At 58.2% G+C, this 21,767-nt stretch carries 19 protein-coding genes; 12 read left to right on the top strand and 7 right to left on the bottom strand.

Features of this window, described 5'->3' with window-relative positions; all coding sequences use genetic code 11:
• Positions 1-205: 205 nt before the first annotated feature.
• Entirely contained in the window at positions 206-2,191 is a 1,986-nt protein-coding gene (locus HMPREF9371_RS08790) for a transglutaminase TgpA family protein (protein ID WP_009119709.1), read from the top strand.
• Between the two features lie 338 nt (positions 2,192-2,529).
• Here the strand turns inward: HMPREF9371_RS08790 and HMPREF9371_RS08785 are convergent, their stop codons facing one another.
• The 4 genes from HMPREF9371_RS08785 to HMPREF9371_RS08770 are packed head-to-tail and all read right to left on the bottom strand — an operon-like array spanning position 2,530 to position 4,806.
• Entirely contained in the window at positions 2,530-3,303 is a 774-nt protein-coding gene (locus tag HMPREF9371_RS08785) for a peptidylprolyl isomerase (RefSeq protein ID WP_009119708.1), read from the bottom strand.
• A 25-nt stretch (positions 3,304-3,328) separates the two neighbouring features.
• On the bottom strand, positions 3,329-4,198 hold the full coding sequence (locus HMPREF9371_RS08780; protein WP_009119707.1) for a peptidylprolyl isomerase: 870 nt from the start codon (positions 4,196-4,198) through the stop codon (positions 3,329-3,331).
• Positions 4,199-4,252: 54 nt separating this feature from the next.
• Positions 4,253-4,519: a BolA family protein gene (locus HMPREF9371_RS08775; protein ID WP_009119706.1), complete on the bottom strand. Its 267-nt coding sequence runs from the start codon at positions 4,517-4,519 to the stop codon at positions 4,253-4,255.
• Entirely contained in the window at positions 4,516-4,806 is a 291-nt protein-coding gene (locus HMPREF9371_RS08770) for a YciI family protein (protein ID WP_009119705.1), read from the bottom strand. The genes HMPREF9371_RS08775 and HMPREF9371_RS08770 overlap by 4 nt, the downstream gene beginning before the upstream one ends.
• A gap of 452 nt (positions 4,807-5,258) precedes the next feature.
• Here HMPREF9371_RS08770 and HMPREF9371_RS11075 point away from each other — a divergent pair, with 452 nt between their 5' ends.
• The 7 genes from HMPREF9371_RS11075 to pyrE all read left to right on the top strand — a co-directional run bounded on the left by HMPREF9371_RS11075 (position 5,259) and on the right by pyrE (position 12,110).
• The gene (locus HMPREF9371_RS11075) at positions 5,259-7,700 is read left to right on the top strand and encodes a FimV/HubP family polar landmark protein (protein ID WP_009119704.1); all 2,442 of its coding nucleotides are present in this window, start codon (positions 5,259-5,261) and stop codon (positions 7,698-7,700) included.
• 122 nt (positions 7,701-7,822) lie between these two features.
• Entirely contained in the window at positions 7,823-8,650 is an 828-nt protein-coding gene (gene truA / locus HMPREF9371_RS08760; RefSeq protein ID WP_040660419.1) for a tRNA pseudouridine(38-40) synthase TruA, read from the top strand.
• A gap of 16 nt (positions 8,651-8,666) precedes the next feature.
• On the top strand, positions 8,667-8,918 hold the full coding sequence (locus HMPREF9371_RS08755) for a glutaredoxin family protein (protein ID WP_009119702.1): 252 nt from the start codon (positions 8,667-8,669) through the stop codon (positions 8,916-8,918).
• On the top strand, positions 8,915-9,562 hold the full coding sequence (locus HMPREF9371_RS08750) for a phosphoribosylanthranilate isomerase (RefSeq protein WP_009119701.1): 648 nt from the start codon (positions 8,915-8,917) through the stop codon (positions 9,560-9,562). Before HMPREF9371_RS08755 ends, HMPREF9371_RS08750 begins: the two co-directional genes overlap by 4 nt.
• A 182-nt stretch (positions 9,563-9,744) precedes the next feature.
• Positions 9,745-11,229 carry a DASS family sodium-coupled anion symporter gene (locus tag HMPREF9371_RS08745; protein ID WP_009119700.1) on the top strand — a complete coding sequence of 495 codons (1,485 nt, stop codon included), beginning with the start codon at positions 9,745-9,747 and terminating at the stop codon, positions 11,227-11,229.
• A gap of 16 nt (positions 11,230-11,245) precedes the next feature.
• A complete protein-coding gene (locus HMPREF9371_RS12590; protein WP_009119699.1) occupies positions 11,246-11,428 on the top strand; it encodes a hypothetical protein in 183 nt (60 codons plus the stop codon).
• Between the two features lie 40 nt (positions 11,429-11,468).
• Positions 11,469-12,110, top strand: a complete 642-nt coding sequence (pyrE, locus tag HMPREF9371_RS08740) for an orotate phosphoribosyltransferase (RefSeq protein ID WP_009119698.1) — start codon at positions 11,469-11,471, stop codon at positions 12,108-12,110.
• An 85-nt stretch (positions 12,111-12,195) separates the two neighbouring features.
• On the opposite strand, the gene HMPREF9371_RS08735 is transcribed toward pyrE, so the two are convergent.
• Entirely contained in the window at positions 12,196-12,534 is a 339-nt protein-coding gene (locus HMPREF9371_RS08735; protein WP_009119697.1) for a P-II family nitrogen regulator, read from the bottom strand.
• 244 nt (positions 12,535-12,778) lie between these two features.
• Here HMPREF9371_RS08735 and purL point away from each other — a divergent pair, with 244 nt between their 5' ends.
• The 4 genes from purL (at position 12,779) to HMPREF9371_RS08715 (ending at position 19,444) form a co-directional block, all read left to right on the top strand.
• Entirely contained in the window at positions 12,779-16,684 is a 3,906-nt protein-coding gene (gene purL / locus HMPREF9371_RS08730; RefSeq protein WP_009119696.1) for a phosphoribosylformylglycinamidine synthase, read from the top strand.
• 118 nt (positions 16,685-16,802) lie between these two features.
• Positions 16,803-17,441, top strand: coding sequence for an SMI1/KNR4 family protein (locus HMPREF9371_RS08725; protein WP_009119695.1), 639 nt, complete (start codon positions 16,803-16,805; stop codon positions 17,439-17,441).
• An 81-nt stretch (positions 17,442-17,522) separates the two neighbouring features.
• A complete protein-coding gene (gene hisS / locus HMPREF9371_RS08720; protein WP_040661034.1) occupies positions 17,523-18,815 on the top strand; it encodes a histidine--tRNA ligase in 1,293 nt (430 codons plus the stop codon).
• The gene (locus HMPREF9371_RS08715) at positions 18,815-19,444 is read left to right on the top strand and encodes a YfgM family protein (protein ID WP_009119693.1); all 630 of its coding nucleotides are present in this window, start codon (positions 18,815-18,817) and stop codon (positions 19,442-19,444) included. Before hisS ends, HMPREF9371_RS08715 begins: the two co-directional genes overlap by 1 nt.
• A gap of 452 nt (positions 19,445-19,896) precedes the next feature.
• Here the strand turns inward: HMPREF9371_RS08715 and HMPREF9371_RS08710 are convergent, their stop codons facing one another.
• Positions 19,897-20,253 (bottom strand): hypothetical protein, encoded by a 357-nt coding sequence (locus HMPREF9371_RS08710; protein WP_040660417.1) that lies wholly within the window; start codon positions 20,251-20,253, stop codon positions 19,897-19,899.
• 270 nt (positions 20,254-20,523) lie between these two features.
• Positions 20,524-20,880 (bottom strand): hypothetical protein, encoded by a 357-nt coding sequence (locus tag HMPREF9371_RS08705; protein WP_009119691.1) that lies wholly within the window; start codon positions 20,878-20,880, stop codon positions 20,524-20,526.
• Between the last annotated feature and the right edge of the window lie 887 nt (positions 20,881-21,767).

Here is a 21,767-nt window from a genome sequence, read left to right as displayed (position 1 = left end):
CGGTACAGATTTTCGCTGTGCCGCGCGGGGCGTTTTGCGTGCAGGCTACCTGAAAACCGAAGCAGGCCGCCGGTGGGCATGGCGGCGGTTTGATTCGGAAAAACGCTGTTACCGGCCCGCCGGCAAGGCGTGCTTAGGGAAACGGTTTTGCTTTCAGGTAGCCTCCCGTACAATAGCGCCGCCTTCTACTCAAGCTATTTTCACCATGTCGAAACCGCTGACTGCCTCTGCCGACCAAGCGCCTGCGCGTGCCGCCCGTTTGGGTTTTATCTGCCTGCTGTTGTGGCTGAGCCTGCCGTTGGCGTTTGCGCTGCCGTGGCCGGTGATGGCGGTGTTCGGTGTGTTGTGGGCCGTGCAGCTGGGCCGGCTGGCCGGTTCTGCCCAACCGTTACGCCCGTGGCTGGTGGGCATCGGCGGGCTGGCGGTGGGCGGTTTTGTGTTTTCACAGTTGGGCACCATTGTGGGCAGCGAAGGCGGCAGCGCTTTGCTGTTGCTGCTGTTGCTGCTGAAAAGCTATGAAAGCCGCCGTCTGCGCGATTGGCACATACAGCTGATCGGCATGGTGTTCCTGAGCGGGGCCACCGTGCTGCTCAACCAAAACCTGCTCATCGGCGTCTGGCTGCTGGCCGGATTGTTCGGCATTGCCGCCTGTGCGGCCCTGCTCAATATGCCGCCGCGTCCGGCGGCCCGCCATGCCGCCACCGCCCTGCTGCTGACCCTGCCGCTGGCGGCGGTGTTGTTTGTGGCGGTGCCGCGTCTGAGCGAACCTTTGTGGCGCATTCCGCAGCCCAAGCAGCATCAGGCGCAAACGGGTTTGTCCGACACCATGCAGCCGGGCAGCATCAGCCAGTTGGTGCAGAGCAACCAGCTGGCGTTTAACGCCACTTTCGACGCTGGCTTTATGCCGCAGCGGCACCAGCTGTATTGGCGCGCGATCACCATGAGCCGTTTTGACGGCCGACAATGGTCTGCCGACAACGATCATGCCGACAGTGCGGCCCGTTCCGACACTACGGCGGAAACGGTGGCGTACAGCATGATTCTGCGCGACGAGCGCGGGCGGATTCCGGCCTTGGATTATCCGCAAATCAGCCGGCAGGCGGCGCAGTCGCGCAGCAAGATGCGCTATGCAGAAGGGCATACCGTGCGCGTCAACAGCCATGAAGGTTTGCGCCGTTTCCATTTGCAGGCGGGTTTGGGCGACAGGCTACCTGAAAGGCTGGCCGCCGGCCGCCGGGCGGCTTTGACCGCGCTGCCGGGCACGGCCAATCCGCGCATCCGCCAGTTGGCGCAACAGTTGCAGGGCCAGTCGGCTTCGCCGCAAGACTATATTGCGCGGGTGCTCGATTACTACCGCCGCCAACAGTTTGCCTATACGCTCAGCCCGCCCCTGACCACGGGGCCGAACCGCATCGATGATTTTATGTTCGCCACCAAGCAGGGCTTTTGCGAGCATTATGCGGAAAGTTTTGTGGTGATGATGCGGGCGGCCGGTTTGCCGGCGCGGGTGGTCACCGGTTATTTGGGCGGCGAATACAATGCCGACGGCGGCTTTTGGCAGGTGCGCGGGCGTGACGCGCATGCCTGGGCCGAAGTATGGCTGCCGCAGGAACAGGTGTGGCTGCGTATCGACCCGACGGCGGCGGCCAATCAGAATTTTCTTGAACAGAGCCTGAATGCGGCGCTCAGCGAAAACGACCAGGAATTGATTGCGGGCAACCGCAGTTGGGCGTGGCTGAGCCAGGTTTCGGCACAGAGCCAGTATTATTGGCAGCAATGGGTGGTGAATTACGACCAAAGTGCGCAAAACGATTTGTTCCGCCGTTTGGGTTTGGGCGGCTTCGGTTTGGCGAGCCTGCTGCTGTTTCTCGCGGTGGGGTTGGGCTTGGCGGCCTGGCCCTTGTGGCTGTGGTGGCGTCGCCAGCAGCGGCGCGGCGCCCATCCCTTGGAAGACGGCTTTGCGCTGCTCAAATCCCGTCTGATTGGTGCGGATGAAGCGGAATTGGCTGCTTTGGGGCCGCTGGAAACCGAGCAGATGCTGGCCGAAAACGGCCTGCTGACACCCGAGCTGACGCAGTTGTTACAGCAATACCGCCGTTGGAATTATGCCGACGGTCTGCCTGCCCGGGCTGAACAGAAGCGCTGGTACCGCCGCTGCCTGCGGGCGCTTAAGCAGATGAGGAAGGCATAAGGCGGGACGAGGCCGGCGCCCTGCTGCCGGCGTAGATAAAGTCTGTTGATGCAGCAGACAGCTTGCTGCGGACTTGGTGATGCGATGCAAAGAATTGCCGCCTTGCCGGTTGCTGTCTGAAAGCTGTGCGCCATTGAGTCAGAGGCTTTTGCGAATCCTGACCTGCAGCGTATCTGCCTTGGCTGCGGCCCACTCGCTGCATGGTTAGGCCTTGAGCTACCCTACATTGGGAAATTTGGCAAAGGTCTCCAGCTCAGTTTGAGGGGATAAGGAGGTAGATTAAGGCTACCTGAAGTGCTTTCAGGTAGCCTTTGGTTTGCGTGTTAGGCCATATTGCCTTACATGGTCGGATCCACGCCGTGTTCGCGCAACAGCTTGAAGATTTCTTCCTGCACGCGCTGCTGCTTGGTTTGTTCGGCCAGCATGTCTTTCACTTGGCTGAAGGGCGGTGCATCGGGGTCGGTGCGGGTGTCGGCCAGTTTGAAGATGAAGAAATTGCCGTCGGGCATTTTCACCGGTTTGATTTGGCCGCGGGTCATGCCGTTGACGGTTTCGGCGATTTCAGGCGGCATTTGCTGCACGCTCATCCAAGCGTCTTGGATGCCGTTGTCGGTGGGGTAGCGGCGCATCAGTTCGGGGAAGCTCATGCCTTTGCGCAACAGATCCAGCGCCTCGTTGGCGGTGGCTTCGTTGTCGAATTTCACGTGTTGCAGCTTCACTTGGCTGGCCAGGCTGTCATACAGGCGGCGGATGTCGGCATCGCTGACGGTGATTTGCGAGCTCAGGTGTTCGGTATAGGCGTGGGCATACAGTTCGGCTTGTACATTGGCCAGGCGTGCTTGGATTTCGGGTTTTTTGTCCAAGCCGGCAGCAATGGCCGCATTTTTCAGCACTTCCACGCTTTGCAGTTGGTTGAGTGCATATTTGCGGATGGCGGCGGTGTCGGGTTGGGGGGCGCCGGGCTGTCCTTCTTGTTGGGCCCGCTGTTGCTGCTCGATTTCTTTTACCAGAATATCGACGCGCTCATCGGCAATTTTGGGAGCTTCGGCGGCAATCGCCCAGCCGGCCGCCAAGGCGGCGGCCACGGCGAAGGCAGTGGTGCGTTTGTTCATTGAATCGATGTCCTACGAAAACGGATTAACGGATGGTGGCTTGTTGGTAGAGGCGGGCGATTTCGCGTTCGATCAGCAGGTTTTGCAGGTCTTGTTGGATTTGCGGTTTCAGCTGGGCGAACGGCGGCACGTTCACCGCACGTTTGTTGTTGATATAGAAGAAGGCGAAGATGCCGTTGCCTTCTACGGGCGTACGGGTGTAGGCGCCGCGGTTGAGCGATTTGACGGCGTTATACACTTCGGGGGCGGCGTCCTCCAAATCTTTCAACGGGGTAAATTCGGGGTTGATGCCGCCGCGGGATTTGCTTTGCGGGTCGATGGTGTATTGGCGGGCCACATCGCTGAAGCGTTGGCCGCGGCGCAGGGCTTCGCCCACTTTTTGTGCGTTATCGCGGCTGTTGACGATGATTTCGCCCAGCTGCACTTCTTGTGTGCCGCGGTAGCGGTTGGTGATTTCGTTATAGGCCTGTTGCACTTGGGCATCGGTTACCGGGTTGTTGTTCAGGATATGGGCAATCAGGGCTTGGGCGGTGACATTGCCTTCAAAAGTGGCCCAGTCGCTGGCAAACGTGGGTTTGCGGTCTTCGCCGGAAGTGCGCGCTTCGTTGCGGGCGCTCTCGATGATGTTTTTGTATTCCGGGGTTTCGTGCAGTTTCAGGCGGCGCGCTTCCTGCATCATCAGTTCGCGGGTAACCAAGCGGCGGGCGATGTTTTCGCGCAGGGCAGGGCTGTCTTGCACTTGGCCGTTGCTTTGTTCGCCGATGATTTTCACTTGTTGGTCGATGGCGCTGCTGTCGATGCGGGTGCCGTTGACGGTGACCACGGTTTCGGCTGTTGCGGAAGCAGAAGCCAAGGCGGCGCTCAGAAAGAGAGCAAGGGCGGTTTTTTTCATCATGTTGCTGTCCTTTACTTTTTTAGGTGGTTTCGAATCGGATGGGGCGGTTCGCTGTTAAGCCCGGTATTCTTCGGGTGTTTGTGCGCGGATGCTGAGCGCGTGGATGTCTTGCGCATACAGGTCTTGCAGGCTTTCTTGCACGGCGCGTTGGCGGGCGATGCGGCTCATGCCGGCAAACGCCGGACTGACGATCAGCAGGCGGTAGTGGCCGCCGCCGCGGTTGCCAGCATGGCCCACGTGTTTGTGGCTTTCGTCTGCCAATTCGAGGGTGGCGGGCGCGAAGGCCGCCTCGAGGCGTTGGCGGATGGTGTCGGCAATCATTCCGGCAACACCTTTTTAAACGGACGAATCAGAATTTCGGCATACACACCGGCTTCCACATAAGGGTCTTGGCCCGCCCACTCTTCTGCCGCATCCAGCGAATCAAATTCGGCCACAATCAGGCTACCTGAAAAGGCCGAATCGTTGTCGGGCAGGGGGCAGGGGCCGGCCAATACCAAACGGCCTGCTTCCTGCAGGGCCTTCAAGCGGGCCACATGCGCGGGGCGTGCGGCCAAACGGGCTTCTAAAGAATCTTCAACATCTGAAGCCATCAGCATAAACAGCATGGTGTGGTATTCCTAATCTTGGGTTGATGGGGCAGACCCTAATTGCAGGGATGTCTGTATGGGCGGTTTGCCGACCGCTAAGCGGTGAAGATCAACTCGTCGCCCAAGTGAATTAAGAGCAAGCTCTAAATTTAAAAACGCCCTAATCATACCTGTGTAAAGGGAAGAATGCATCATTTTGCCGCAGCAGGATGCGGAAAACGGTTTTCAGGTAGCCTTTTCACAAAAGCGTCGGCAAGTTTTTGTAAAAAATGTTTCACTTTCGTGTCTGAAACAGGGCCAAACCGTTTAAGATGCTTGGCACACGGGTTTAAGAAACGATATGATGCCCGAATTGTTTGGACTTACCGTGATGTATTTGTGCGAATGACCGCATAAGCGGTCCCCGTCGGTGCGGTGCCGCGTCTGAAAAAGTCGGTGCAAATTCAATTCGGGCTGTTAAGGGAGGTTTAATGTTTAATAAACAGTGTAAAGTGAAGTTGATCGCCGCTTCTTTGGGCTTGGCGGCATCGCTCAATGCCTCAGCCGCCATGGGCGGCCTGCAGGTTCAATCCAATTTGGACGAGCCTTTTGCCGGCACCGTAGTGGTAACCGGCGATGAAGCGCGGGCCTTGGCCGGCTCGGTCAAACCGGCCGTAATCGGTGCCAATCTGACCGCGACGGTTGTCCAACAAAGCAGCGACCGTGCCGTTATCCGCTTGCGTTCGAGCGCGCCGATGAAAGAGCCGGTCGTTACTTTTTGGCTCGGGGTAGGCAACCAAAACCGCCAATACACCGCCATGTTGGATCCCAAAGATTATCAGGCGCCCACTGTTGCGCCGCAGCCTGCGTGGCGTGCGGTCCAAGAGGCGCCCAAGCCCGGCCGCGAGCGTGCCGCAGAGCAGCCGCGCCGTCAAAGCGAGCGTGAGCGCAACCGTTCGCGCCCAGCGCAGGCGCCCGCCCGCGTAGAAGTGGTACGCGGTTCGCGCTATCAGGTGAAAGACGGCGAATTGCTGGTGGACATCGCCCAGCGCGTGCAGCCTGAAGGCATGACTTTGCGCCAAACCATCAATGCTTTGGTTCGGGCCAACCCTAAGTCGTTCCGCAACGGCAACCCCGATTTGATGTACAGCGGAACGACGCTGATTATTCCCGAAGCGGCCCAGTTGCGCCGTTTGGCACGAGACAGCCAAATCCGTGTGCGTGCTGCTGCGGATGAGGCGGCGGCACCGTCTGCCCAAGCGGCAGAACAAACCGCGCCGGCAACACAAACGCCACCTGCCGCAGAAAGCGCCACGCCGCCCGCTACACCCGAGCAGGCGGCGAAGCCTGCCGAAACCGCAGAGCCGGTAGTGCCGGCGGTTAGCGAGCCGGTGCCTGCGCCTGTCGAGGCGACGGCCTCCGAAGCGGTGGCCGTTTCTGAAGCGGCCGCATCTGAGGCTGCGGCTGCCGAAGTATCCGAGCCTGTTGCTCCCCCGGTGGCCGAACCGGCACCTGCGCCGGCGGCCGAAACGCCTGCGCTTCAGGAAGAACAACCCGATTGGATGAAGTGGGCGTTGTATGGAGCAGGTGGTGCCGTTGTTCTCGGCGGCCTGGCGTATCTGCTGTCCAACCGTCGTAGAAAACCCCATGCGGCAGCAGCGGCAGCCGGCGCCCCCGTCGATGATGAAGATGATTTGTTCTTCGAAGACATCAACAGCCCGGCTCCCGCAACCGATACCCAGACGGCGCAGACCGCCGCCGCCGGTGCGGTAGCAGAAGACGACCTGCATTTGAATCTCGACCAATTGGCCGAGCAGCAGCATTTGGGCGATACGCCGGACACTGAGTCCGTTGCAGCAAAAGCCGAAGCGGCGGCAGAAGAAGACGATTGGAGCTGGTTGGAAGACCAAACAGAGGAGGCCGTGCCCTTCTCGCCGACAGCCGAGCCGCCTTCTGCTGAGCCGGCAACTGCCACCACGGCTGCCGGTGTGGCGGCAGCTGCTACGGTGGCGGCCAAGTCTGCCGACGATTGGCTAAACTTCGGTGATGAGGCATTGCCTGCCGCACACAATACGCCGGTTGCCGAGCCTGCGCCGCCGGTCGTTGAAGACGATTTGGCTTGGGTGTGGGAAGATGAAACCCCGCCTGCAGAAGAGAGCCTGCAAGCATCTGCGGCTGAAGCAGAGCTTGCACCGCAGTTTGTGGCAGACCAAGAGCCAACGGCTCCGGAGGCCGCTGAGTTTGATTTTGATCTGTCTGCGCAGCCGCAAGCCCCCGTGTCTGTTGGCGAAGTGACGGCGCCGGTTGAAGCCCTGCCGTTTGGCGCCGAGGAAGACGACGGTTTGTCTTTCGATGTCGGTGAACCGGCCGCATTGGCACAAACCGCCCACGCTGCGGAGCGGGAAGCGGTCAGCTTTGAGACAGATTGGCAGCCGGAAGTGAGCGCAGAAGAGGTGTCTGCTTTAGACTTTGCGGTTGATGACCATCTGTCTTTGGCTGTGGCCGCCGAAGAGCCTGCTCCGGCGCCCGGTTTTGACGACCAAGCCGGAGATTTGGATTTCAATCTGGACAGCCTGAATTTCGTAGATGATGCCGAGCCCGCCGTTCTGCAAGCGGCAGAAGAAGCGGCTGCACCCGCCACCGTGGAAGCCGCGGATAGCGCTTTGTCTTTTGACACGGCTTTCGAGAGTGCCGAGGTTCAGCCGGTTGATTCGGCCAAACTGGAAGCCGAAGCCTTGGATTGGGCGGAAGCGGTTCAGCAGCCGGCTTCGCTGCCGCAAGAGGCGCTGGAAGCGAAGCTGGAGTTGGCCAAGATGTATTTGGAAATTGATGATGCCAATACGGCCCGTCAGACTTTGATGGAATTGGTCAATGAATCCAACGGCAGCAGCATTCAGGCGCAAGCCCAAGCCCTGCTGAAAGAATTGGGTTAACCGTTTGACGGTATGACCGCTGCCAACCCGGGCTGACTGCCCGGGTTGGTTTTGTCTTTACAATCGGTCGGGCCGGTGTTGTCCGGCCTGAGACCTTTGATTTTGCAAACGCAATGGAGCACATGATTTCTTCTCCGCCTTCCCACGGCTTCAGGCGCCGCGCTTTGTGGCTCAGTTACGACGGCGGCCGCTTTTTCGGCTGGCAGAAACAGGCCGACGGCGTGGCCACCGTACAGGCCGCGTTGGAAGAGGCTTTGAGCCGCATGGCCGGCGAGCCGGTGTCGGTGGTGGCGGCCGGCCGCACCGATACCGGCGTACACGCCACGGCCCAGGTGGTGCATTTCGACAGCCGTGCCGACAGGCCCGATCAGGCATGGGTGCGTGGGGTGAACACCCATCTGCCCGAGGGTGTGGCGGTGTGGCAGGTGCAGTCGGTGCCGGACGCTTTTCATGCCCGCTTCGATGCCTGCGGCCGCCGCTACCGCTATGTGTTGCAGTCGGCGCCGGTGCGCTCCCCTTTATTGGTGGGCCGGGCGGGATGGACGCATTACCGTTTGGATTTGGAAGCGATGCGGCAGGCGGCGGCTTTATTGGTGGGCGAGCAGGATTTTTCCTGCTTCCGTGCCGCCCAATGCCAAGCCAAATCGCCGGTGAAAACCCTTTACCGCGCCACGCTGGGCGGCACGCCGTCGCTGATCACGCTCGATTTGCACGGCAATGCTTTTTTGCACCACATGGTGCGCAACATCATGGGCGCATTGGTGTATGTGGGCAGCGGCCGGCTCAGCGTGGCGGGCTTTGCCGAATTGCTGGCGGCGCGCAGCCGTTTGCAGGCGCCGCCCACTTTTATGCCCGACGGTCTGTATTTGACCGGCGTGGATTATCCGCCCGAGTGGGGCGTGGCCACGCCGCCCGTGCCGGAATGGTTGTTTCAGGTAGCCTCAACCTGATTTTTGGAGCCGGACGATGACGTTAACTTTGCTGTTTCGCGAATATTGCAGCCTGTGCCACCGCATGCGTGCCGACTTACAGCCGTATCAGGCGCGCTACGGCTTTGAGCTGGCCGTGCTGGATGTGGACGACGATCCCGAACTGGAGACGCGCTACAACGAGCTGGTGCCGGTGCTTTTGCACGGCGACACCGAAATCTGCCATTGGCACCTCGATGAAGCCGCTTTGCAGCGGTTTTTGCAACAACAGGGGCTACCTGAAAGATGAACACACGCATCAAAATCTGCGGCTTTACCCGGGCGGAGGACGCCCGAGCCGCCGCCGAATTGGGCGCAGACGCCGTCGGCCTGGTGTTTTACCCGGGCAGCAAACGCCACATCGGCATCGACACCGCCCGCGAGATTGCCGCTGCCTTGCCGCCTTTTGTCAGCATCGTGGCGTTGTTTGTGAACCAAGATGCCGAATGCATCCGCCAAGTGTTGTCGCAAGTGCCGGTGGACGTATTGCAGTTTCACGGCGACGAAACGCCCGAATTCTGCCGCCAGTTCCAACGTCCGTATCTGAAAGCGGTGCGGGTGCGTAAGGCGGCCGATATAGTGCAGGCGGCCGCCTGTTATGCCGATGCCCGTGCCATGCTGCTGGACGCCCATGTGGAAGGCGAATACGGCGGCACCGGCCATGCTTTCGATTGGTCGGTGCTGCCCGAGCGCCTGGCCGTTTCGTGGATTTTGTCCGGCGGGCTGCATGCGGGCAATGTGGCGGCGGCGTTACGGCAAACCGGCGCCCGCACGGTGGACGTTTCCAGCGGGGTGGAAAGCGCGCCGGGCGTGAAATGCCCACATAAAATGCGCGAATTTATCCGCCAGGTGCGCCGTTTCGATGTTGAAGCAAACGGCTTGGCGGCAGATTAAGTAAGGCGGTGACAGGCTTTCAGGCTACCTGAAAGCCTGTTTTATTTGGTGGGGACGGTGCGAAGCGGCCAATCTTTGCGTCCGGTCAAATCCTATCCGTGCGATTCTTGTTACATTTGAATTGCTTGCTGCCTTCGGGCGGCAGCTCCCCTCAACTGCATCACATTCACAAGGAGTGCACGATGAGCGAAAAAAACGAAAACCGGAGCAAACTCGGTTTCAAGCCGATTCCGATGGCGGTGGCCGTGGGCTTGGGTGTGGCGGTATGGCTGATTCCTACTCCGGCCGAGGTCAAACCCGAAGCCTGGAAACTGCTGGCCATGTTTGTCGGCGTGATTGCCGCCATTATCGGCAAGGCCATGCCGATCGGCGCTTTGTCGATGGTGGCCATCATGCTGGTGGCGCTTACCGGCGTAACCGCCGACAAACCCGCCGATGCGATTAAAGACGCCTTGAGCAGTTTCGCCAGCCCCTTGATTTGGCTGATCGGCGTATCCATCATGATTTCGCGCGGCATCCTGAAAACCGGCTTGGGTGCGCGCATCGGTTATCTGTTTATTTCCCTGTTCGGCAAAAAAACCTTGGGCATCGGTTACAGCCTGGCCTTGTCGGAGCTGCTGCTCGCCCCCGTTACGCCGAGCAACACCGCACGCGGCGGCGGCATCATCCACCCCGTGATGAAAGCGATTGCCGCCAGCTACGATTCCGATCCCGAAAAAGGCACGCAAGGCCGCATCGGCAAATATCTGGCACTGGTGAACTACCACAGCAATCCGATCACCTCGGCCATGTTCATCACCGCCACCGCGCCCAATCCGCTGATTGTGAACCTGATTGCGGAGGCTACTAACTCCGACATCCACCTCACTTGGGGAACTTGGGCCTTGGCCATGCTGCTGCCCGGCTTGGCGGCGATGTTTCTGATGCCCTTGGTGCTCTATTTCATCTACCCGCCCGAAATCAAAGAAACGCCCAATGCGGCGCAGTTTGCCAAAGAGCGGCTGAACGAATTGGGCGCCATGAACCGCGGTGAAAAAATCATGCTCGGCATTTTTGCGCTGCTGCTGATTTTGTGGGCAGGCGTGCCGGCCATGCTATTGGGCGACGGCTGGAAAGTGGATGCCACCACCACCGCTTTTGTCGGCCTGTCGCTGCTGCTGCTCTCCGGCGTGTTGTCGTGGGACGATGTGCTGAAAGAAAAAAGCGCGTGGGATACCGTCACTTGGTTTGCCGCACTCGTGATGATGGCCACTTTCTTGAATAAACTCGGCCTGATTGCCTGGTTTTCCGGCGTGCTGGAAGGCGGCATCGAACAGATGGGGCTGAACTGGGTGGCCGCTTCGGCGCTGCTGTTGCTGGCTTATATGTATGCCCACTATATGTTTGCCAGCACCACCGCCCACATCACCGCCATGCTGGCCGCGTTCTACACCGCCGGCATCGCCTTGGGTGCGCCGCCCATGCTGTTCGCCCTGCTGATGGCGGCCGCTTCCAGCCTGATGATGACGCTCACCCACTACGCCACCGGCACGTCGCCCGTGATTTTCGGCTCGGGTTACACCACGCTGGGCGAATGGTGGAAAGCCGGCTTTGTGATGAGCGTGGTAAACCTGCTGGTGTTCGTGTTCATCGGCGGCCTATGGTGGAAACTGCTCGGTTATTGGTAAACCCTGCCGCTGCCTGATGATTGGCCTGCGGCAAGCAGGCTACCTGAAAGCGCAGTGTGCGGTTTCAGGTAGCCTTTCCAATATAGCGGGTTTGATTAAGCTCAGTGGCGGCCAGACCGCCTATGAAGGCTACCTGAAAACCAGCCGCGCGGGTTTCTCTGTGCGGCGGCGGCGTTCAGGTAGCCTTTTGGCGATATAATGCCCGCTTTTCGAATTTTGATTGCAAAGGTAAGCATAGCATGTCCGCATTCCGTCAGGATTTCCTCCGTTTCGCCCTGGAGCGCGAAGTATTGAAGTTTGGCGAATTCACCACCAAGGCCGGCCGCCAGTCGCCTTATTTTTTCAACGCCGGCCTGTTTAACGACGGCGCGGCCACCCTCGCGCTGGCGCGTTTTTACGCCCAAGCGATTTTGGAAAGCAAGGTGCCGTTCGACATGCTGTTCGGCCCGGCCTACAAAGGCATCATTCTGGCGGCGGCCACCGCCATGATGTTGGCCGAGCAGGGCGTGAACGTGCCGTTTGCCTACAACCGCAAAGAGGCGAAAGACCACGGCGAAGGCGGCGTGCTGGTGGGGGCGCCGCTTAAAGGGCGGGTGCTGATTATCGACGACGTGATTTCCGCCGGCACCTCCGTGCGCGAGTCGGTCAAGCTGATTGAAGCCGCCGGCGCCACGCCTGCGGCGGTGGCGATTGCGCTCGACCGTATGGAAAAAGGCAGCGGAGAATTATCTGCCGTGCAGGAAGTGGAGCAGCAATACGGCCTGCCGGTGGTGGCGATTGCCAGCCTGCGCGATTTGCTGGCGCTGTTGCAGGACGATGCGCAGTTCCGCGAACACCTAGCGCCGGTACAGGCCTACCGCGACCGCTACGGCGTGGCCTGATTCGGCTTGAAAGCAAACAGCCGGCACCGGTGGCATAACGGTGCCGGCTGTTTTCAGGTAGCCTGAAGTTGGCCGCGGCGGGTGGTTAGAGCGCCGCTTCGTCGCGTTCGCCGGTGCGGATGCGGATCACGCTTTCCACCGGCAGCACAAAAATTTTGCCGTCGCCGATTTTGCCCGACTGCGCTGCCTGCACAATGGTCTCCACTGCGTGCTCCACCAAGTCGTCGGCCAGCACAATTTCCAGCCGCACTTTGGGCAGAAAGTCCACCGCGTATTCTGCGCCGCGGTAGATTTCGGTGTGGCCTTTTTGGCGGCCGAACCCTTTCACTTCGCTCACTGTCATGCCGGTGATGCCGATTTCGGTGAGCGCTTCGCGCACGTCGTCGAGCTTGAACGGTTTGATGATGGCTTCGATTTTTTTCATATGGTGTCCTCGGTAAAATGGCCGTGTGGCGGGAATGCTTGACTCCCAATACCGCCGCCGGTCTAACTGAAACAGGCCTTACGCTATCACAAGCCCGCCGTATCTGCCAGCCTACGCCGCCTGCGGGCGGGCAGACAGCTTTCAGGTAGCCTGCGCGGGCAAAATCTTGGGTGGGGGAAAGGCGTTTTCGCGTATAATCCGCCTCTCTTTTTATCTTTCCGATTTTGTGTGAGCACGAGCCATCATGTCCGTCGTATTGCCCTTGCGCGGCGTTGCCGCCCTGTCTGATTTCCGTGTTGAAAAACTCCTGCAAAAAGCCGCGGCCGCCGGCCTGCCGAAAGCAGAATTAAGCAGCGAATTTTGGTATTTTGTGAGCAGCGAATCCGCGCTGAACAACGAAATCGCAACGAAATTGCAGGCTTTGTTGGAAGCAGAAAGTGTCGAAAAAACACCCGAAGCCGAAAACAGCCTGCATTTGTTTTTAATCACCCCGCGCATCGGCACCATTTCGCCGTGGGCATCGAAAGCCACCGACATCGCGCACAACTGCGGCTTGGGCGAAATCGAACGCATCGAGCGCGGCATGGCGGTGTGGGTGAAAGGCGAACTGAACGCCGGGCAAAAACAGCAATGGGCCGCCCTCTTGCACGACCGCATGACCGAAAGCGTGTTGCCCGATTTTCAGACGGCCTCACAGCTCTTCGCCCACCCCGAAGCGCAAACCTTCGCCACCGTTGATGTTTTAGGCAAAGGCAAAGACGCTTTAATACAAGCCAACAGCGAACTGGGCTTGGCGCTGTCGCCCGACGAAATCGACTACCTGCTGGAAAACTACCAAGCCTTGCAGCGCAACCCCAGCGATGTCGAATTGATGATGTTTGCGCAGGCCAACTCCGAACACTGCCGCCACAAAATCTTCAATGCCGATTTCGTCTTGAACGGCGAGCCGCAGCCCAAATCGCTGTTCGGCATGATTCGCGACACCCACAACGCCCACCCCGAAGGCACCGTTGTGGCCTATAAAGACAACGCCTCCATCATCGAAGGCGCGAAAATCGAGCGTTTCTACCCGCGTGCGGACGAAGCGCAGGGCTACCGCTTCAGCGAAGAAGAAACGCACATTCTGATGAAAGTGGAAACCCACAACCACCCCACCGCCATCGCGCCTTTTGCCGGCGCGGCCACCGGTGCGGGCGGCGAAATCCGCGACGAAGGCGCAACCGGACGCGGCGCACGCCCGAAAGCGGGCCTGACCGGCTTTACCGTCTCCAACCTCAACATTCCCGAACTGCCCCAACCGTGGGAAAAACCCTACGGCAAACCCGGGCACATCAGCAGCCCGCTCGACATCATGATTGAAGGCCCCATCGGTGGCGCGGCGTTCAACAACGAATTCGGCCGCCCCAACCTCACGGGCTATTTCCGCACTTTCGAAGCGGAATACGAAGGCCAAATGCGCGGCTACCACAAGCCGATTATGATTGCCGGCGGTTTGGGCAACATTCAGGCGCAGCAGACGCACAAAAACCGCATTCCCGAAGGCGCGCTGCTGATTCAGCTTGGCGGCCCCGGCATGCTCATCGGGCTCGGCGGCGGCGCGGCTTCGTCTATGGACACCGGCAGCAACGCGGCCGATTTGGATTTCAATTCCGTACAGCGCGGCAACCCCGAAATCGAACGCCGCGCGCAGGAAGTGATCGACCGCTGCTGGCAGCTCGGCGCGGGCAACCCGATTATCGCCATTCACGACGTGGGCGCGGGCGGCCTGTCGAACGCCTTTCCCGAATTGGTGAACGATGCCGGGCGCGGCGCCATCTTCAAGCTGCGCGACGTGCCGCTGGAAGAACACGGCTTAAGCCCGATGCAGATTTGGTGTAACGAAGCGCAAGAGCGTTATGTGTTGTCGATTTTGCCGGAAAGCCTCGATTTATTCCGCGAAATCTGCGAACGCGAACGCTGCCCGTTTGCCGTGGTCGGCACCGCCACCGACGACGGCCATCTGCAAGTGCGCGACGATTTGTACGGCAACAATCCCGTTGATTTGCCGCTGAACATCTTGCTCGGCAAACCGCCCAAAACCACCCGCAGCGACCACACCGTGAGGCCGTCTGACAAACCGTTTTCAGGTAGCCATATCGACCTGAAAGAAGCCGCTTACCGCGTGTTGCGCCTGCCCACCGTGGCCGCCAAAAACTTCCTGATTACCATCGGCGACCGCAGCGTCGGCGGCATGACCCACCGCGACCAAATGGTGGGGCGTTACCAAACCCCCGTGGCCGATGCCGCCGTAACCATGATGGGTTTCAACACCCATAAAGGCGAAACCATGGCCATGGGCGAAAAACCGACCGTCGCCCTCTTCGACGCGCCCGCTTCCGGCCGCATGGCCATCGGCGAAACGCTGACCAACCTTGCCGGCGTGAATATCGGCGACATCGGCAACATCAAACTCTCCGCCAACTGGATGGCCGCCTGCGGCAATGCCGGCGAAGACGAAAAACTCTACCGCACCGTCGAAGCCGTGTCGCAGGCCTGTCAGGAGCTGGGCATCAGCATTCCCGTGGGCAAAGATTCGCTTTCCATGAAAACCGTGTGGCAGGAAAACGGCACGCAAAAATCGGTTACTTCGCCGTTGAGCCTGATCATTACCGGCTTCGCCCTCGTACAGGACGTGCGCAAAACCGTGACGCCCGAATTGAAAGACGTGGCCGACAGCGTATTACTGTTTGTGGATTTGGGTTTCGGCCGCGCCCGCATGGGCGGTTCGGCCTTGAGTCAGGTGTACAACGACTTCAGCGGCGACGCGCCCGACATCGAAGCAGGCCGTCTGAAAGCGTTTTACGAAACGGTTCAGCAGCTTGTGGCCGAAGACAAACTCTTGGCCTATCACGACCGCAGCGACGGCGGCCTGTTTGCCGCGCTGGCGGAAATGGCGTTTGCGGCACGTTGCGGTTTGGACGTGCGGCTGCCTGAAAATGCAGACGCGCTTTCCGTACTGTTTAACGAAGAATTAGGCGCGGTGCTGCAAGTGCGCCAAGCCGATGCCGAAAACGTGTGGCAAGCCTTGACTGCCGCCGGTTTACAGGACGCGGTATCCGAAATCGCTGCCCCCAACGATACCGATACGCTGCACATTTACAGCGGCAACGAATTGATTTTCAACGAAAGCCGTCTGAAACTCCAACAAACCTGGCAGGAAACCTCCTACCAAATCCAACGCCTGCGCGACAACCCCGAATGCGCCGACAGCGAATTTGCCCTGCTGGCCGACAAGCAACGCAGCGCGCTGTTTGCCGACCTGACATTCGACCTTAAAGAAGACATCGCCGCGCCGTTCATCGCAAGCGGTGTAAAGCCGAAAATCGCCGTGTTGCGCGAACAAGGCGTGAACGGACAAGTGGAAATGGCCGCCGCCTTTACCCGCGCGGGCTTCGATGCTTACGACGTACACATGAGCGATTTGATGGCCGGTCGCGTGAAACTCGCCGACTTCCAAATGCTCACCGCGTGCGGCGGCTTCAGCTACGGCGACGTATTGGGTGCGGGCGAAGGCTGGGCGAAATCCATCCTGTTCCACCCCGAACTGCGCGACCAGTTCAGCGCCTTCTTCGAGCGCGGCGACACGCTCACTTTGGGCGTGTGCAACGGCTGCCAAATGGTGAGCAATCTGGCGGAAATCATTCCCGGCACGCAAGGCTGGCCGAAGTTCAAACGCAACCGAAGCGAGCAGTTTGAAGCCCGCCTGAGCATGGTGGCCGTACCCAAATCGCCCTCGCTGATTCTGGCCGAAATGCAGGGCAGCCATCTCCCCGTGGTGGTGAGCCACGGCGAAGGCCGCGCCGATTTCGCCCATACCGGCGGCAAAATTTCCCCACAGGGACTTCCTACGGTCGCAGACGGCCTCAACATCGCCCTGCAATATGTGGACGGCTTGGGCGCAGTCACCCAAACCTACCCGCTCAACCCCAACGGCTCGCCACAAGGCATCGCGGGCGTGACCAACGCCGACGGCCGCGTCACCATCATGATGCCCCACCCCGAGCGCGTGTACCGCACCGCCCAAATGAGCTGGCACCCCGACGATTGGCGCGACAGCGAACTTTCCGGCTGGTACCGCCTGTTTGCCGGCGCACGCAAGGCTTTGGGCTGATGAGCCGGTAGGGTAAACCAGCAGGCTACCTGAACATCCTTTCAGGTAGCCTGCGATGCCCATAAAGCAAATTCTTTATTGGTTTATTTGATGTTTTATTTCAGGAGGCTTGAAACAGATGGATGCCCAATCTTTATTTGCCCATTTGCACACCCTGCTGGATGCCGCCGATCCGCACATCATCAATCAGACCGAAGACGGCGACGAACGGGTCTCTGTCGGCCACCATGCCGCCGCACCGGCGAGAGCCGACGAGGCGGCCCGCTTGGCCGCCTGGCTGAATGGGGCGAGCGATGACTTGCTGGCGCTGTACCGCCGCCACAACGGTTTGCAACTGTTCGCGCGGGCGGACGACCCGCAGGCTTGTCTGAACTTTTTACCGGTTGGCGAGATGGAGGCGGGCAAGGCGGCACTGGCCGACTGGTTGCAAATCGATGAAGATACCCTGGACGAAGACGAATTGGGGCTTTACACCACTGCTGAAGGCGCGCCGGCTTATTACGGTTTCCCCGACTGGTGGGAGAACGCCGTGGTGTTTGCCTATTTCGGCTACAGCCCCGAATGCCTGCTGATGCCCACCGACGGCGAGCACAGCGGCAAGATTTTTATTTTCGAACATGACGGCGGCAACGGCATTTCGCAAATTGCCGACAACCTCGGCGATTTATTCCGCCAACTGGCCACCGACAGCATCGGTTTTTTACGCCGTTACTACGGCATGTATTGGCACGCTGCTGCCAGCTACCGCCCCGAATGATGCCGTATCGGTCTTTCAGGTAGCCTGATGTGCTATCATCCGCCGTTTCCGAATTCAGCAAACGCATACCCGCAAAACATCATGGGACAAAAAATCCAAGCCGTAAAAGGCATGAACGATCTCCTGCCGGTGGAGCAGAAAGATTTCAAGCTCACCGCTGCCTTCTGGCAGGCATTTGAAGACAAAGTGGCGGCGTGGACGCGCCGCTTCGGCTACCGCCAAATCCGCACCCCCATTGTGGAGCAGACCGGCCTTTTCGTGCGCTCCATCGGCGAAGAAACCGATGTGGTGGGCAAAGAGATGTACACCTTTGCCGACTCCAACGATACCCTCAGCCTCAGTCTGCGCCCGGAAGGCACGGCATCCTGCCTGCGTGCGGTGGTGGAGCACAACCTCCTGTATAACGCCCCGCAAAAACTGTGGTACATCGGCCCCATGTTCCGCCGCGAACGGCCGCAGAAAGGGCGCTACCGCCAGTTTCACCAAGTCGGCATCGAGGCGCTGGGCTTTGAAGGGCCGGACATCGACGCCGAAATCATCGCCATGAGCGCCGATTTGTGGCGCGAATTAGGCATTGCCGAACACCTCACGTTGGAACTCAACAGCCTAGGCAACCGCGAAGAACGCGCCGCCCACCGCGAAGCGCTGGTGGGCTACCTGAAAGCCCACGAGGCGCAGCTGGACGAAGACAGCCGCCGCCGCATGCACACCAATCCGCTGCGCGTGCTCGACAGTAAAAATCCCGATCTGCAAGACATCTGCAACGGCGCGCCGCGTTTGGCCGACTATTTGGGCGAAGCCTCACAACAACACTACCGCGAATTGAAAGCCCTGCTCGACGGCTTGGGCATTGCCTATGTGGAAAACCCCCGCCTGGTGCGCGGTTTGGACTATTACAACCAAACCGTGTTCGAATGGACCACCGACAAACTCGGCGCCCAAGCCACGGTATGCGGCGGCGGCCGCTACGACGGCCTGATTGAAGAGTTGGGCGGCAAGCCCGCCGCCTGCGTGGGTTTTGCCATGGGCATCGAGCGCCTGCTGCTTTTGGTGCGCGAATACGGCAGCCTGCCTTGCGACGAAGCGCCGGATGTGTTTGTGATGCAGCAGGGCGAAGGCAGCACGTTGGCCGCCATGCGCCACGCCGCCGCCCTGCGTGCCGAGGGTTGGAACGTGCAGCAGTATTGCGGCGGTCAAAGCCTGAAAGCGCAGATGAAAAAAGCCGACGCCAGCGGCAGCCGCTTCGCCCTGATTGTGGCCGAAAGCGAGCTGGCGGCGGACAGCGTTACCCTCAAAGACATGCAGGGCGGCCGCGGCCAGACCACCGTGCCGGCCGGACACCTGCTTTCCACCCTGAAAGAATGGACTGAATAATGGCTGTTTACGATTTAAAAGACCAAGAAGAAATCGAGAATTTCAAACATTTCTGGCACAGCTGGGGCCGCTGGCTGTTTGCCGTGCTGGCCGCCGCCGCCCTGGCGTATTTGGGCTGGGTGGTGCACCAAAGCTACCAAAACGGCAAAAACAGCGAAGCCGTGGCCTTGTTTGACGACTGGGCGCAGAAATACCAGGCCGGCCAGCACGGCCAGTCTGCCGAGGTATTGGTGAAGCTGCAAAGCGAATATCCCGCCACCGTTTCCGCCGCCCAAGCCACGCTGATGCAGGCCGGCTATGCCTACGGTCAAGCCCGTTACGACGAAGCCGCCGGCCACCTGAACTGGGTGTTGAAATACCAAGACGAACCGCTGATCCGCGCCTTGGCCATCCAGCGATTGGCCACCGTGCAGCTCCAGCAGCAGCAGTATGATGCCGCGCTCGCCACGCTGGCACAGCCGGTAGATGCCGCATTCGAGGCGCAGATTCTGGAAACCAAAGGCGATGTGTATCTTGCCCAAGGCAAACCGGAAGAAGCCGTGGCCGCTTACCGTCAGGCTTTGGAAAAGCTGCCGGAAACATCGCCCGCCCGCGAATTGCTGAAGCTGAAGGCCGAACAGGCGATTTAAACGTAATAGTGTTTGCAGTTTTAGCTTGTGAGCTGTTAGGGCCTGTTGATCATTTGCCTAGTGGGCTATTTTTGGTAAAAATCTCCGCTTACTTTGGCAGACATACTTGCAAGATGTCTAATCTTACTGTGTGTTTTACTACATAGGCGTAGATTCTTCCTTCAAAAACAACTGCAGCAGCCAAATGTCAGTTGCCTAGTATGGAGACCGAATTTATGTTTGTGTGCGGGAATCGACGTAGTTTGATAATCGTTAATTGGGCACCGAAGCTGAAAAAATTATCTTTTGCTAAACAAGTTGCCAATCTTCCAATGCTATGCTCTGAATTCTTGATTTTGGCTTTTCCGTTATATATCTTTTAGATCAGTTTCTTATATACTTAAACACAAGCAAGCCGGCAAGTCTGTTTTAGACTTGCCGGCTTGCTTGTGTTGATGTCTACTTGTTGTGTGTTAGCCTAAATTGCGTTCAGCATTAACTAAGGAGCGGCGGGCCAGTGCCAGATTGGCTTTGGATTTATCTAATACCGAGTAAAGAAACAGGCCTTCGTGATTGGCCAGCGGGCGGATGAGATGGTATTGGGTGCCCAAGGTAATCAGAATGTCTTCGATGGTGTCTTTCAAACCCAGCATTTGCATGGTTTTCACCTTGGAACGCATCACTTCGGTATTGCCTGCAGCAGCAATTTCCAAATCGACAGAAGGTGTGCCGCCGCCGGCCAGCAGCATGCCGCTGGAATAATCTACTACGGCGGCGGCCAAAGCGCCGTCAACATTGAGCATCTCGGATACGGTTTTATCGTAGTTCATAACAATCTCCATTTCATTAAATTGATTGAAGCGGTCGGTTTCGCTCCTGTTCTTTTCCGTTCGGTAACGGATTTGCGCAACTGCTTGATGTGTGTTGCTCAGGCCGGGAATGCTTTGGCCGGATAACCAGCAGAATGCGCAGGGAGTATAAATTTAGCGCTTGCTTGAGTATAGTTTTTGTTTTGATGGAAACAAAATTTATGGCAAAAATACAAAAACCGGCCGTCTTTTCGACGGCCGGTTGTGTCAAATCTGTTTATTTTGGAATGTTTAACCTAAGTTGCGCTCGGCATTCACCAATGAACGGCGTGCCAAAGCCAAGTTGGCTTTAGAGCGGTCCAATACAGAGTACAGGAACAGGCCTTCGTGGTGCGCGAGCGGGCGCAACAGGTGGTATTGGGTGCCCAAGGTGAGCAGGATGTCTTCGATGGTGTCTTTCAAACCCAGCATTTGCATGGTTTTTACTTTGGAACGCATCACTTCGGTGTTGCCCGCTGCAGCGATTTCCAAGTCGATGGCAGGGCTGCCACCGCCGGCCAACAACATACCGCTGGAATAATCTACTACAGCAGCGGCCAAAGCGCCGTCTACATTCAACATTTCTGCCACGGTTTTATCGTAGTTCATGAGACAAATCTCCACAAGTTAAAAGGAAATATTCATCCGCCGACATCAGAATAGGCACTTGCGAACCCTAAATCGGGACATCCCTGCAAGTTGCACTTCCGAAAAGCGCTTGATCCGAGTGACCGGTTCGGCACAAGTTGCGAACAGCGCTCTGTGCTTTACGACTGTAAAGTAAGTATATGCCTTTACAAGTGTAATGTAAATGTAGGCCATAGAGCGAGGAAGCGGGAAAGAAGCAAAAATTTTCTTTTTTGATGAAATTTAGAAAAAGCAGCGAGAAAATAATGAAACAAAAAACTTATTATAATCAATTTAATAAAAGATCGTGCCTCCTATTTATTCTGGGATGATGTTCATGCTTAGCACACCACCACAGTATCTACATCTACATAATCAATATACGGATTTCCACTGAGACGATAAAGGAATTCAGCTGTTAGACATAATGTGTGGTAAGACTCCTCTAGCGTTTAAAATCCAGAAAGCGTTTTTCATCACATACCGGAAGGTGCCGCCGCTAGCGGTCAACGACCACCATTTCCTATATTGATGGCTTGGGGCGGTATTAGTCTAACGCAGCAGTTTTAGCTGCCTATGCTCGAATGCTGTCGTTATCATAGCTTGGGCGGCCAGCAGATATGCCGCGAGTATGCTTTTATTATTAGGGTTGAGACCTTTGCAAAACTCTCAAATGTGAATGCAATTCAAGGTGTAGCAGTGCAAAGAGTGAGGGCATATCAGATAGATAGGCAAGCGAGCGAGCAGCGCACAACGCAGAAATGCACCACAGATGAGGATTTTGTAAAGGTCTCATGATTATGTTGATTAGGAAGACATGACTTGGTTTAGATTCCGACCGAAACACTCGGATATGTATGCTAGAATGC

It is taken from the genome of Neisseria shayeganii 871, from assembly GCF_000226875.1.
Lineage (GTDB): Bacteria > Pseudomonadota > Gammaproteobacteria > Burkholderiales > Neisseriaceae > Eikenella > Eikenella shayeganii.
Note: the sequence above shows the minus strand (reverse complement) of the source record. Positions and strands in the feature narration are given on the sequence as shown.

Coding starts and splice junctions, on each gene's coding strand:
- purL (WP_009119696.1), top strand. CDS start 12,779: ATGTCCGTCGTATTGCCCTTGCGCGGCGTTGCCGCCCTGTCTGATTTC.
- HMPREF9371_RS08745 (WP_009119700.1), top strand. CDS start 9,745: ATGAGCGAAAAAAACGAAAACCGGAGCAAACTCGGTTTCAAGCCGATT.
- HMPREF9371_RS08735 (WP_009119697.1), bottom strand. CDS start 12,534: ATGAAAAAAATCGAAGCCATCATCAAACCGTTCAAGCTCGACGACGTG.
- HMPREF9371_RS11075 (WP_009119704.1), top strand. CDS start 5,259: ATGTTTAATAAACAGTGTAAAGTGAAGTTGATCGCCGCTTCTTTGGGC.
- HMPREF9371_RS08770 (WP_009119705.1), bottom strand. CDS start 4,806: ATGCTGTTTATGCTGATGGCTTCAGATGTTGAAGATTCTTTAGAAGCC.
- HMPREF9371_RS08790 (WP_009119709.1), top strand. CDS start 206: ATGTCGAAACCGCTGACTGCCTCTGCCGACCAAGCGCCTGCGCGTGCC.
- HMPREF9371_RS08775 (WP_009119706.1), bottom strand. CDS start 4,519: ATGATTGCCGACACCATCCGCCAACGCCTCGAGGCGGCCTTCGCGCCC.
- HMPREF9371_RS08710 (WP_040660417.1), bottom strand. CDS start 20,253: ATGAACTACGATAAAACCGTATCCGAGATGCTCAATGTTGACGGCGCT.
- HMPREF9371_RS08780 (WP_009119707.1), bottom strand. CDS start 4,198: ATGATGAAAAAAACCGCCCTTGCTCTCTTTCTGAGCGCCGCCTTGGCT.
- truA (WP_040660419.1), top strand. CDS start 7,823: ATGATTTCTTCTCCGCCTTCCCACGGCTTCAGGCGCCGCGCTTTGTGG.
- HMPREF9371_RS08750 (WP_009119701.1), top strand. CDS start 8,915: ATGAACACACGCATCAAAATCTGCGGCTTTACCCGGGCGGAGGACGCC.
- hisS (WP_040661034.1), top strand. CDS start 17,523: ATGGGACAAAAAATCCAAGCCGTAAAAGGCATGAACGATCTCCTGCCG.
- HMPREF9371_RS08715 (WP_009119693.1), top strand. CDS start 18,815: ATGGCTGTTTACGATTTAAAAGACCAAGAAGAAATCGAGAATTTCAAA.
- HMPREF9371_RS08785 (WP_009119708.1), bottom strand. CDS start 3,303: ATGAACAAACGCACCACTGCCTTCGCCGTGGCCGCCGCCTTGGCGGCC.
- HMPREF9371_RS12590 (WP_009119699.1), top strand. CDS start 11,246: ATGATTGGCCTGCGGCAAGCAGGCTACCTGAAAGCGCAGTGTGCGGTT.
- pyrE (WP_009119698.1), top strand. CDS start 11,469: ATGTCCGCATTCCGTCAGGATTTCCTCCGTTTCGCCCTGGAGCGCGAA.
- HMPREF9371_RS08725 (WP_009119695.1), top strand. CDS start 16,803: ATGGATGCCCAATCTTTATTTGCCCATTTGCACACCCTGCTGGATGCC.
- HMPREF9371_RS08755 (WP_009119702.1), top strand. CDS start 8,667: ATGACGTTAACTTTGCTGTTTCGCGAATATTGCAGCCTGTGCCACCGC.
- HMPREF9371_RS08705 (WP_009119691.1), bottom strand. CDS start 20,880: ATGAACTACGATAAAACCGTGGCAGAAATGTTGAATGTAGACGGCGCT.